The sequence below is a fragment of the Novosphingobium terrae genome (assembly GCF_017163935.1).
Taxonomy (GTDB): domain Bacteria; phylum Pseudomonadota; class Alphaproteobacteria; order Sphingomonadales; family Sphingomonadaceae; genus Novosphingobium; species Novosphingobium terrae.
The window spans coordinates 281,382-293,495 of record NZ_JABVZR010000002.1; the positions used below are offsets into that span (position 1 = coordinate 281,382).

General features: G+C 64.9%; 10 protein-coding genes. 2 read left to right on the top strand and 8 right to left on the bottom strand.

Annotation, left to right across the window (positions count from 1 at the left end; all coding sequences use genetic code 11):
• Nucleotides 1–8: 8 nt before the first annotated feature.
• From HGK27_RS19860 to HGK27_RS19895, 8 genes are all read right to left on the bottom strand, one after another.
• On the bottom strand, nt 9–1,367 hold the full coding sequence (locus HGK27_RS19860) for an L-serine ammonia-lyase (RefSeq protein WP_206244578.1): 1,359 nt from the start codon (nt 1,365–1,367) through the stop codon (nt 9–11).
• 3 nt (nt 1,368–1,370) lie between these two features.
• Nucleotides 1,371–1,949: a sarcosine oxidase subunit gamma gene (locus HGK27_RS19865; RefSeq protein WP_206244579.1), complete on the bottom strand. Its 579-nt coding sequence runs from the start codon at nt 1,947–1,949 to the stop codon at nt 1,371–1,373.
• Nucleotides 1,942–4,953, bottom strand: a complete 3,012-nt coding sequence (locus tag HGK27_RS19870; RefSeq protein WP_206244580.1) for a sarcosine oxidase subunit alpha family protein — start codon at nt 4,951–4,953, stop codon at nt 1,942–1,944. The genes HGK27_RS19865 and HGK27_RS19870 overlap by 8 nt, the downstream gene beginning before the upstream one ends.
• Nucleotides 4,950–5,234 carry a sarcosine oxidase subunit delta gene (locus tag HGK27_RS19875; RefSeq protein WP_206244581.1) on the bottom strand — a complete coding sequence of 95 codons (285 nt, stop codon included), beginning with the start codon at nt 5,232–5,234 and terminating at the stop codon, nt 4,950–4,952. The genes HGK27_RS19870 and HGK27_RS19875 overlap by 4 nt, the downstream gene beginning before the upstream one ends.
• Before the next feature lie 11 nt (nt 5,235–5,245).
• Nucleotides 5,246–6,499 (bottom strand): sarcosine oxidase subunit beta family protein, encoded by a 1,254-nt coding sequence (locus HGK27_RS19880; protein WP_068093503.1) that lies wholly within the window; start codon nt 6,497–6,499, stop codon nt 5,246–5,248.
• Nucleotides 6,500–6,523: 24 nt separating this feature from the next.
• Nucleotides 6,524–7,831: a serine hydroxymethyltransferase gene (gene glyA, locus HGK27_RS19885; protein ID WP_241127656.1), complete on the bottom strand. Its 1,308-nt coding sequence runs from the start codon at nt 7,829–7,831 to the stop codon at nt 6,524–6,526.
• 215 nt (nt 7,832–8,046) lie between these two features.
• Nucleotides 8,047–9,225 carry an SMP-30/gluconolactonase/LRE family protein gene (locus HGK27_RS19890; protein WP_206244582.1) on the bottom strand — a complete coding sequence of 393 codons (1,179 nt, stop codon included), beginning with the start codon at nt 9,223–9,225 and terminating at the stop codon, nt 8,047–8,049.
• Nucleotides 9,222–10,589 (bottom strand): MFS transporter, encoded by a 1,368-nt coding sequence (locus HGK27_RS19895; protein WP_206244583.1) that lies wholly within the window; start codon nt 10,587–10,589, stop codon nt 9,222–9,224. Before HGK27_RS19895 ends, HGK27_RS19890 begins: the two co-directional genes overlap by 4 nt.
• Before the next feature lie 436 nt (nt 10,590–11,025).
• On the opposite strand from HGK27_RS19895, the gene HGK27_RS19900 reads away from it, so the two are divergent.
• Complete coding sequence (locus HGK27_RS19900) at nt 11,026–11,403, top strand: response regulator transcription factor (RefSeq protein WP_206244584.1); 378 nt, start codon at nt 11,026–11,028, stop codon at nt 11,401–11,403.
• 61 nt (nt 11,404–11,464) lie between these two features.
• Nucleotides 11,465–12,094 carry a response regulator transcription factor gene (locus HGK27_RS19905; RefSeq protein WP_206244585.1) on the top strand — a complete coding sequence of 210 codons (630 nt, stop codon included), beginning with the start codon at nt 11,465–11,467 and terminating at the stop codon, nt 12,092–12,094.
• Nucleotides 12,095–12,114: the final 20 nt, after the last annotated feature.

Below are 12,114 nucleotides of genomic sequence, written 5' to 3' on the forward strand. Positions count from 1 at the left end.
CAGTTCCATCAACATTCGGGGAAATTCACGGCAAGGCCACCCTGAGAGGTTTCCTTGTATTTGGCATGCATGTCGCTGCCGGTGCGCATCATGGTTTCGATCACCTGATCGAGCGAGACGATATGCTTGCCATCGCCCCGCAGCGACAGCGAGGCAGCATTGATCGCCTTGACCGCGCCGAAGGCATTGCGCTCGATGCAGGGCACCTGCACCAGCCCGGCGATGGGGTCGCAGGTCATGCCGAGGTGATGCTCCATGGCGATTTCGGCGGCATTTTCGGCCTGCTGGTTGCTGGCGCCCATGGCGATGGCCATGCCTGCCGCCGCCATGGCGCTGGCCGTGCCGACCTCGCCCTGACAGCCCACTTCCGCCCCCGAAATCGAGGCATTCAGCTTGGTCAGCACGCCGATGGCGCTGGCGGCCAGCAGGAAATCATGCATGCCCGCCCGGTTCGCATCGGGCCAGAAATCGCGATAATAGCGCAGCACCGCCGGCACCACGCCCGCAGCACCATTGGTGGGCGCGGTCACCACCTTGCCGCCTGCCGCATTCTCCTCATTCACCGCAATGGCGAAGAGGCTGATGTGGTCCATGATGTTGTGCGGGGCCTGCCGGTTGCGAAAGCGGTCGCCATCCAGCTTCTGACGCAGCTTCATCGCGCGGCGCGGCACTTTCAGGCGCCCGGGCAGGATGCCATCGGTGCTCATACCCCGGTCGATGCAGTTCATCATCACCGCGATCACCCGGTCGAGATAATCGTCCAGCTCCGCCGGAGAGGTCTTGGCATGCTCATTGGCGCGCATCACCTCGGGGATGGTCAGGCCGTTCTGCTCGCAGATTTCCAGCAGTTCGACGCCGGTGCGGAAGGGGAAAGGCGGCTGCGCCTCATCCTCCAGCGCGGCATCGCCCACCATATCCTCGGGCACGATGAAGCCGCCGCCGATCGAGCACCAGCGCTGGGCCAGCACCTCGCCGCCCTCATCGTCCAGCGCCCGGAAGCGCAGGGTGTTGGGGTGGACCGGGGTTTCGCTGCCACGGTCGAAGTAGATGTCGCTGTCAGGGTCGAAGGTGATCTCCCTCCCCCCGATCCGCAGCCGCCTGGTTTCGCGCGCCGCCTCCACCACGGTGTCGATCTGCTCGGGCTCGATGGTGTCGGGCAGGAAACCGGCAAGGCCGAGGACCACCGCCTTGTCGGTGACATGCCCCGTCCCCGTCCAGGCCAGCGAGCCGAGCAGATCGCATTGCACCTTGCTGAAAGAGAGCCCCTTCAACGCCTGGGCAAAGCTGTGCCCCGCCTTCATCGGCCCCACCGTATGGGACGAGGACGGCCCGATGCCGACGCGGAACAGATCTCTCACCCCCAGCATGGATCAGCCCTCTTCCTCAGCGATGCGCAGCAGCCCTTCAACATAGCGCGCGAAGGACCGCCAGACCTCGATATGGAAGCTGTGAGCGCCAGTGCGCCACAGCACCACCTCGGCCTTGTCATACATGGTGCGGGTGCAGGCACCGACCGGGAAGGCGCTCTCACGCAGATCGAGCGCGCAGCCGCTGGCCAGCAGATCCTCGACATGCGGGCTGTCCAGCCCCAGCGCAACCTGACGATGGCTGACATCGACCAGCGCGACCAAAGCATCACCCAGCTTCTCCTGAACCGAGCTGGCCCAGCCATCATGCGGCTCGCTGGAGATCAGCAGCCATTCGTCAGGCCCCAGCCAGAGCGCGCTCAGATCATCCTGCGTGGCGGAGCGGTTGGCCTCGCGCGGCAGGGTGATGCCAAGGCGCTCGCTCACCGTGTCGATAAGGTCATCCGAGACGCGCAGCACGGCGCGCCCGAAATGGCCCAGCGGCGCGATGGTCTTGCTCTTGCCCGTGAAGGGCGAGGCGACAGCGGCGCTGCTCGCCTCCTTGACGGAGGCGGCAGGCGAAACAAGAGTCAGCTCAGACATTGACGCGGGCACCTTCCGGATCGAAGAAAACAGTGGGCGCAACCTGCACCCCAAGCACGCCCTCGGGCATCGGCACATAGAGGCTTTCGCCCAGCCGCCCGCGCCCGCCGCGCACCAGCGCCAGAGCAATGGGCTTGCCCAGCACCGCGCTGTAATAGGATGAGGTGACATGGCCGATCGGCACCTTGGGCGCCGCAGGATCGACGATCTGCGCGCCCTCCTCCAGCACGGTGCGCCCGTCGCTGGAGATCAGGCCGACCAGCTGCTTGCGGTCCGGCGAGGTGAGCGCCGGGCGCTGCAAGGATCGCTTGCCCACGAAATCAGGCTTGGCCTTGCCGATGGCCCAGCTCAGGCCCGCGTCATCGGGCGTGACCGTGCCGTCCGTCTCCTGACCGACGATGATGTAGCCCTTTTCGGCGCGCAACACGTGCATCGTCTCGGTGCCATAGGGCACCATGTCGAAGGCCTTGCCGCGCTCCCAGATCGCTTCCCAGACTTGGCGGCCATAGCCAGCGGGCACATTGACCTCGAAGCCCAGCTCGCCGGTGAAGCTGACGCGCATCAGGCGCAGCGGCACGCCGCAGATCTTGCCGTCGCCGATGCTCATATGCGGGAAGGCTTCGGCCGAGATGTCGAGATCCTCGATCAGCGGCGCGATCACCTCGCGGGCCTTGGGGCCCTGCACCGCGATCACCGACCATTGCTCGGTGGTGGAGGTCAGCCAGACCTTCAGCTCGCCCCATTCGGTCTGGAGGTAATCCTCCATCATGTTGAGCACGCGCGCCGCGCCGCCCGTCGTGGTGGTGACGTGGAAGCGGTCCTTGGCCACGCGGCCCACCACGCCATCGTCCATGACAAAGCCGTCTTCGCGCAGCAGCACGCCATAGCGGCATTTGCCCACGCCCAGCTTGGTCCAGGCGTTGACGAAGAAGCGGTTCATGAACTCGGCGGCATCGGGCCCGACGATCTCGATCTTGCCCAGCGTGGAGGCGTCGAAGATGCCCACGCTCTTGCGCACGCCGACGCATTCGCGGTTGACGGCGGCGTGCAGATCCTCGCCCCTTTTGGGGAAGTAATGCGCGCGCTTCCAGTTGCCCACATCCTCGAAGGCCGCGCCCTGCCCGACCGCCCAGTCGTTGATGGCCGTGACGCGCGCCGGATCGAACAGCATGCCGCGCGCATGGCCCGCCAGCGTGCCGAAGGTGATCGGCGTATAGGGCGTGCGGAAGGTGGTGAGGCCGATCTGCGGAATGGAGCGCCCCGTCGCTTCGGACACGATGCCCAGCGCGTTGATGTTGGAGAGCTTGCCCTGATCGGTCGCCATGCCGGTGGTGGTGTAGCGCTTCACATGCTCGATGGAGAGGAAGCCCTCACGCGTGGCCAGCACGATGTCCTTGGCGGTGACGTCGTTCTGCCAGTCGACAAAGGCCTTGGCCTTGCTGAGATCGGCGGAGGTCGGCGCCGCGCCCAGATAGCCACCAGAACCGATGGCATGCTTGAGCGTAACCTGTGGATAGGCGGCAGGTCCGGCGGGGGTGAAACCGGCAGCCTGAGCAGCCTCGCGCCCAGCATCCACACCATCGGCCAGAGCCTCGGCCAGAGCAAAGCGACCGCGCGAGGCACCGGCAGAGCGTTCAGCCTCGGCGGATTCGCCGGGCAGATAGGCCTGAAGCTTGTTATCCCACACCAGCTTGCCGCGCGACTGCGAGAAGAGATGCACGCTGGGGGTGAAGCCGCCCGCCATCAGCACCACGTCGCAGGCGAAATTGCTGCGGAAGCCTTCCGCCGTGACGGTGATGGACGAGACGCGCAGCTTGCCCGAAGTGCCCTCGATCTTCGCATCGGTCAGCACATTCAGACCAGCCTGCACGGCGCGATCCGACACCACCGAACGGCCACGAATATCGGCGATCACGGCGATCTCTACACCGGCGGCCTTCAGCTCATGCGCCGCGCGATAACCGCTGTCATGCGCGGTGACGACAGCCACCTTCTGGCCCACGGCCACGCCATATTCCTGCAGATAGCTGCGCGCGGCATCGGCCAGCATGATGCCGGGGCGGTCGTTTTCGGGGAAGACCAGCGGGCGCTCGATGGCGCCGGTGGCAATCACCACCTGCGCGGCGCGCACCTGCCACAGACGTTCACGCGGGGCACCCTTGGCCAGCACGGCCAGATGATCGGTCAGCTTTTCGCACAGGCCGATCCAGTTGTGCGGATAATAGCCAAAAGCGATGGTGCGCGGCAGCAGGGTGACGTTGGGCTGGGCCTTCAGGAACTCCAGCACCTCATTGCGCCATGCGCCTGCCGAGAACCAGTTTTCGCCGTCGCCGCTGATGCCCTGACCACTGATATTCGTGTCGGCGGCGGCCAGCAGCGAGCCACCCATCACCGGGCGGTCATCGGCCAGGATCACGCGCGCGCCGGTGGCGGCGGCTTCCTTCGCGGCGGCCAGACCCGCCGGGCCCGCGCCGATCACCAGCACGTCGCAATGGGCATAACGCTGGGTGTAGACATCGGGATCGGGCTGGCTGGGGGCGATGCCCAGACCGGCGGCCTCCCGGATGCGCGGCTCATACCATTTGTCCCAGGCGCTTTTGGGCCACATGAAGGTCTTGTAGTAGAAGCCCGCCGGGATGAAGCGGCTAAGGAATTTGTCGTTCACCTCCATCCGGTCGTTTTCGAGGCTGGGGTTGCGGTTCTGGCTGACCGCGTTCAGCCCCTCATACAGCTCCACCTGCGTGGCCAGCAGATTGGGCGTGTAGCGCGCGGCGTCGCGGCGGATGCCGACCAGCGCATTGGGCTCATCGGCGCCAATGCCCAGAATGCCGCGCGGGCGGTGGTACTTGAACGAGCGGCCCACCAGATGCACACCATTGGCCAGCAGCGCCGAGGCAAGCGTATCGCCTTGGTGGCCGGTGTAGCTCTTGCCGTCGAAGGTGAAGGTGAGAAGGCGCGAGCGGTCGATGCGACCGTGGCCCTTGATGCGGAAGTGCTTGCTCATGACCGTGTCACCTCGGGAGCCTTCTCGCCCACCTTGTAGGTGGCGAGGAAATGGTCGGTGCGCGTGTCGCGCAGGGCGTTGAAGAAGCGGGCACAGCCGTGGAGATGGCGCCAGCGCTCGGCATGCACGCCCTTGGTGTTCTCGCGCAGGTAGAGATAGCCGGTCCAGTCCTCGTCATTGAGGTCGGCGGGCTGCACCGGGCGGTCGATATGGGCCTGGCCACCATAGGCGAATTCCAGTTCCGGGCGTTCCCCGCAATAGGGGCAGTTGATGATGAGCATGATGCGCCTCTTTAGTGGGCGACGGCCGCGGCGGCGGCTTCGTCGATCATGAATCCATCGCGGAAACGCTCGATCGTGTAGGGAGCGTTGATCGGATGCGGCTCGTCCTTCGCGATGGTATGCGCGAAGAGATGCGCGGCGCCCGGCGTGGCCTTGAAGCCGCCCGTGCCCCAGCCGCAATTGACATAGAGCCCCTTGACCGGCGTCTTGGCGATGATCGGCGAGCGGTCGGGCGTCACGTCCACGATGCCGCCCCAGTTGCGCAGCATCCGCATGCGGCGGAACTGCGGGAACAGCTCGCAGATCGCTTCCAGCGTATGAGTGGCGATGTGCAGGCCGCCGCGCTGGGTGTAGCTGGTGTAGATATCCGTGCCCGCGCCGATCACCAGCTCGCCCTTGTCGGACTGGCTCATATAGGCGTGGATGGTGTTGGACATCACCACACAGGGGAAGATCGGCTTGACGGGTTCGGACACCAGCGCCTGAAGCGGATAGCTTTCAAGCGGCAGGCGTACATCGGCCATGCCCATCACCACGCTGGTATGGCCCGCCGCCGAAACGCCGACCTTGCGCGAACCGATAAAGCCGCGCGTGGTCTCCACGCCCAGCACGGCGCCATTGGCGTCGCGGCGGATGCCGGTGACTTCGCAATTCTCGATGATGTCCACGCCCAGCGCATCGGCGGCGCGGGCATAGCCCCAGGCCACCGCGTCATGGCGCGCCGTGCCGCCGCGACGCTGAAGCGCCGCGCCCAGCACCGGATAGCGCACATTGGGATCGATGTTGAGCGAGGGGCAGAACTCCTGCGCCTGCTCGGGGGTCAGCCATTCATTGTCGACGCCATTGATGCGGTTGGCATGGACGTGGCGCTTGAACACCTGAATGTCATGGATGTTATGCGCCAGCATCATCACGCCGCGCTGCGAGAACATCACATTGTAGTTCAGCTCCTGGCTCAGCCCTTCCCAGAGCTGAAGCGCGTGATCGTAGAGCGCCGCGCTCTCGTCGAAGAGATAGTTGGAGCGGATGATGGTGGTGTTGCGGCCGGTGTTGCCGCCCCCGATCCAGCCCTTTTCCAGCACCGCCACATTGGTGATGCCATGGACCTTGGCGAGGTAATAGGCCGCGCCAAGGCCATGCCCGCCGCCACCGACGATGATGGCGTCATAGCCGGGCTTGGGCTGGGCATTGCGCCACTGGGGTTTCCACCCCTGATGGCGGCCAAGCCCGTGGCGCAGAAGGGAAAGTGCGGAAAAGCGCTGCATGGGAGCGTACTTTCGTAAAAGGGATCAGCCGCGCGCGGTGTCGTAGATCGGATAGCGGGCGCACAGGGCAACCACCTCGGAGCGGACCTCGCGGATCAGCGCATCGGGCACCTCGCCCTGCGAGGCGGCATCGAGGATGCGGTTGATCAGCTGGCCGACTTCCTCGAAAGCCGCCGCATCGAAGCCGCGCGTGGTGAGCGCGCCCGAACCCAGACGAATGCCAGATGTCACGAAAGGTTTCTCCGGATCGAAGGGGATGCCGTTCTTGTTGCAGGTGATGCCCGCCTCATCGAGGACATGCTCGGCCAGCTTGCCGGTCAGGCCCTTGGGGCGCAGATCGACCAGCACGACATGGGTATCGGTGCCGCCCGAGACGATCTTGTAGCCATTGCGCTCCAGCACGGCGGCCAGGGTCTTGGCGTTCTCGATCACGCGGCGGGCGTAATCGGCGAAATCGGGGCGCAGCGCCTCGCCGAAGGCCACGGCCTTGGCGGCGATCACATGTTCAAGCGGGCCACCCTGAATGCCGGGGAAGATCGCCGAGTTGAACTTCTTCGCCAGCGCCTCGTCATTGGTGAGGATCAGGCCGCCACGCGGACCACGCAGCGTCTTGTGCGTGGTGGAGGTGACGACATGGGCGTGTTCGATCGGGTTGGGATGCTGGCCACCGGCCACCAGACCCGAGAAATGCGCCATATCGACCATCAGCTTGGCATCGACCGAATCCGCGATCTCACGGAAGCGCTTGAAGTCGATCTGGCGCGGATAGGCCGAACCGCCCGCGATGATCAGCTTGGGGTGGTACTCCTGAGCCAGCGCGGCGACGGCATCGTAATCGATGCGCTGATCGTCCTCACGCACGCCATACTGCACGGCGTTGAGCCACTTGCCCGAGAAGGTGGGCGCGGCCCCATGGGTGAGGTGGCCGCCATGGGCAAGGCTCATGCCCAGCAGCGTGTCGCCGGGCTGAAGCAGGGCGTACTGCACCGCCATATTGGCCTGAGCGCCCGAATGCGGCTGAACATTGGCGAATTGCGCACCGAACAGGCGGCAGGCGCGGTCAATGGCGAGCTGTTCGGTGACATCGACATGCTCGCAGCCACCGTAATAGCGCTTGCCCGGATAGCCCTCGGCGTACTTGTTGGTCAGCACCGAGCCCTGCGCCTGAAGCACGGCGGTCGAGACGATGTTTTCCGAAGCGATCAGCTCCAGCTTGTCACGCTGGCGGCCCAGTTCGGCGTTGATCGCGGCATCGACAACGGGGTCGGCCTCAGCCAGCTGGCCGCCGAAAAAAGGCGCAACTGTAACGTCGAGAGAAGCGGTGGTTGCCATGTTCAGATCCTCTGCGAGATGGTCTGCGTTATCCGTGAGAGGCAGCTTGCGCGCCAATCGCCGGGCCCGCTCGGATATCCGCGCCGATCTGCTTGAACATTTGCGTCAATGGGAAAATTCAAGGACGGAAAGCGGCGGCGCGACAGGCCACCGCGGGAAGCAGCCCCGGCCTCACATCCACCAATGCTTGAAACGGATGCCCCGACCGGCAGGGCTCAGCCTGGCGCGGCGCCCTGCGTCTGCACCTGCAGCGCATAGAGCGACTGCCCGCAGCACATCATCAGCATGTTGCGCTTGGGGCCCGCAAAGGTGAGGTTGGCGCAGAGTTGCGGCAGGCGGATGCGCCCGATCAGCTTCCCTGCGGGCGACAGCACCTGCACACCGCCATAGCCCAGCGGCCCGTTCACCCCGCACCACAGATTGCCGTTCACATCGGCGCGAAACCCGTCCGGGCTGCATTTCACGCCATCGACCACCATATCGCTGAACAGCCGCTGCCGGCTGACGGTCCTGCCGTTCACATCGAAGGCATAGATCACCGATTTGCCGCCCGCATGGTTGTCCCCCGGCGCCTTGCCGGTGCTGGCCACATAGAGCGTCCTGAAATCGGGCGAAAAGGCGATGCCATTGGGGTCGGGCAAGTCCTTCTCGTCGATCACCTTGCTGATCGAGCCATCCGCATCCACCCGGTAGCAATGGCCCGGCCCGCGCGCGCGACCACCGACCATGCCCGCCAGCTCTGAACCGATCCGGGGGTTGATCCGCCCTGCCGGATTGGTCTGCCCGCCCGCGAAATCGGGATGGCCTTCCGACAGCGTGTCGCCATAGGCCGGATCGGTGAACCAGACGCTGCCATCGGCATGAACGGCGATGTCATTGGGCGAGTTGAGCGGTTTGCCCTCGAAACTGTCAGCCAGCACGGTGACGGTGCCGTCATGCTCATGCCGCACGATCCGGCGGAACAGATCCTCGCAGGTGATCTGCCGCCCCTGCGCATCGAAGGCATTGCCGTTGGAATTGAACGAGGGGGAGCGGAAGGTGGTCACCTCACCCGTCTCCCAGATGTAGCGATACTGCTTGTCGGCCTGCACATCGCTGAAGACCAGATACTGGCCTTGCGAGGACCATGCGGGCCCTTCCAGCCAGAGGCCCTTGTCCCAGATGCGGCGGATCTGCGTGATGCCCAGCAGCAGGTCGTTGAAGGCGGGATCAAGGACGATGATGTCCGGATCGGGATAGATCACCGGATCGGCACCCGGCCCCCAGGCGCGCGGCGGATCGGTGATCACGCTGCGCGGCTGCGGCCTGCCCATCGCGCCCTGCGCCAGCGCCGCGGAAGGCAGGCATGCGGCGGCGCCCAGCAGGCCCAGCGTGGTGCGTCGATTGACAATCATGATGAGGCTCCTTCCGGCAGGCTGTTCGTCAGGGTTGAGGGCGTGCCCCCCCGGTTGCGGAAGACCAGCAGCACCAGACCGCCTGCCGCCACAAGGCACAGGCCAAGGGTGGCCAGACCGATCTCATCCGATCCGAAGCGATCCCGTGCAAAGCCCAGAATGGAGGGCCCCGCAAAGCCGCCGATGTTGCCCAGCGAATTGATCGCCGCCACGGCAGCGGCCACCGCCCGCCCGGACAGGCGCTCGCCCGGCAGGCTCCAGAAAAGGGCGGAAGCGGTCATGGCGCCGACCATGGCGATGGTCATGGTCAGCAGCGTGATCAGCAGATGGCCCGCGCCCCAATGGGCGGCGGCCACCAGCGCCAGCCCGCCGACAATCGACATACCGACCATCATCGCCTGCTTGCACCCTGCACGCTCGGCATAGGCCGAGGCCGTCACCATGCCCACAGCGCAGCCGACATAGGGCACCGCCGAATAGAGCCCGATGGCCAGACTGCCCTGCACCCCGCTGGCATGAACCAGTGTGGGCAGCCAGAAGTTGATGCCATAGACGCCGATCACCATCAGGAACCAGATCGCCATCATCGCCCACAGCACCGGCAGGCGGGCGACCTCTCCCAGCGGCAGATCGGTCTGAGCGGTTTCGCGCTTTTCGACGGCCTGCACCACGGTCTCCACGTCTGCGGAGGTCAGCCATGAGGCCTGACGAGGACCATCCACCAGCGTCCGGGCCACCACGAGGCCCAGCACAAGGGCCGGCGCCGCCTCGATCACGATCATCCAGCGCCAGCCGGCCAGACCCAGCGCGCCATCCAGCGCGCCCAGCAGCCAGCCGGAGAGCGGCAGGCCGATCACAAAGGAGATCGGCTGGGCCGCCATCAGGATGGAGAAGACGCGGCCCTGCCGCTCCGGCGGCAGCCAGTAGTTGAAATAGAGGATCAGCCCGGGGAAAAATCCGGCTTCGGCAGCGCCCAGCAGGAAGCGCAGGGCGAGGAAGACCCATTGCTCCTGATGCGGGCCGAAGAGATGGGCTATGGGGGCAATCGCCGCCAGCATGGCCGCCACCACGCCCCAGCTGACCATGATACGGGCGATCCAGAAACGCGCGCCGACCTTGTGAAGGATGAGGTTGCTGGGCACCTCGCACAGGAAATAGCCGATGAAGAAGATCCCGGCGCCAAGGCCGAACACCGTATCCGAGAGCCCCAGCTCGCCCAGCATCTGCAGCTTGGCGAGGCTGATGTTCACCCGGTCGATATAGGCCACGATGTAGCAGAGCAGCAGCAGCGGCATGATCCGCAGCAGGATCTTGCGATAAAGCGCATCGCTGCTGGTGGGCAAGGCGTGCCGGGGGGCTGGCATCTCTATCCGCTCCGCAAGGATCTTATGACCATGGATCGCTGGCCGGAGATTGCAGCCTGATTTCAGGCGTCTGCCCCTGATGGCCCGATCGCCATGGTGAAATTCATGATTATTTGTAGAGGTATAGAAGCTGAGCCACGGGGGTCAACCCTCTCAATCGGCCTCTGCCTCGCGCGATGGCAAGACCTCTTGCGGGGAAGGCTCCGAGAGAATTTCATTGTTTTTTGTGGCGTTGCGAAAAATTGGCGCCCGGCTCGGCCCTCTACAGCCCCTCGATCCGAGATACCAACCACCGCCATTTAGTCCGACTATATAAGTCGCACATACCCATGCCCCCAACCTCGGTATAGTTATATTTCTCAGCCGATTGCGCCACCAAGGGGAAAATCACAGTGATCCGCAGACCCTGGCCTGCAGGATCGCCGGGGAGAACCGCGTGCCCACATCCCTTCCGATCGCCCTTGTCGATGACAATCCGCTGGTCTGCGCCTCACTGGACAGCCTGATCAGGTCAGCCGGAATGACGACGAGGACCTTCAGCGGCGGCAAGGCCTTGCTGGATTTTGCGGGGCTCGCGGAGATCGCCTGCGTGATCACCGATCTCAACATGCCCGGGATGAACGGCCTTGCCCTGCAGACCGAACTGCTGGCGCGCGGCCACCACACCCCCATCATTTTCATGACCGCCTTCCCGACCCAAGAGGCGCAACAACGCGCCCTCTCCGCAGGCGCCATCGCCTTTCTGACCAAGCCGATCAGCCCGCAGATCCTGCTGCAAACCCTTGAACAGACGCTGGATCAGGGCCTTGCGTGATACAGGCGGGCAGGCCAAAGACAGCGCATTGGCCAGCAGGCCCGCGCAGGGGGTATCGCCTATGACCAAATCCCATGACCAGACCGGCCTGGTCATCATCGTCGACGATGATCCGATGCTGCTCGAGTCCAGCGCCAGCCTGCTGCGCTCGGTCGGCCTGCCCACCTTGTGCTTTGGCTCGGGTCAGGCTGTGCTGGAGGCCAGGCTGCCCGATGTGCCCAGCTGCCTGGTGATCGATATCCGCATGCCGCAGATGGGCGGCTTTGAAATCCAGGCAAAGCTGGCCGAGAGAGGCGACGATATCCCCGCCATCTTCGTCACCGGCCACGGCGATATTCCGATGAGCGTGAAAGCCATGAAGGCGGGCGCCGTCGATTTCCTGCCGAAGCCCTGTCGCGATCAGGATCTGCTCGATGCCATCGCCGCCGCTTTGGAACGTGACCGCGCAAGGCGCAGCGCGCGCAAGGATCTGGCCGCCAGCCAATCGCTCTATGACCGCTTGACCGCGCGGGAAAAGGAAGTGATGGGCGGCGTGTGCCGGGGGCTGCTCAACAAGCAGGTCGGCGCGGAGCTGGGCATCACCGAAATCACGGTGAAGCTGCATCGCTCCAGCCTGATGAAGAAGCTGGGCGCCAAATCCTTCGCCGAACTGATCCGCATGAATGATTTTATGCGCAGTCAGGGGATTTAAGACCAAAAGCGGCCTGCTCC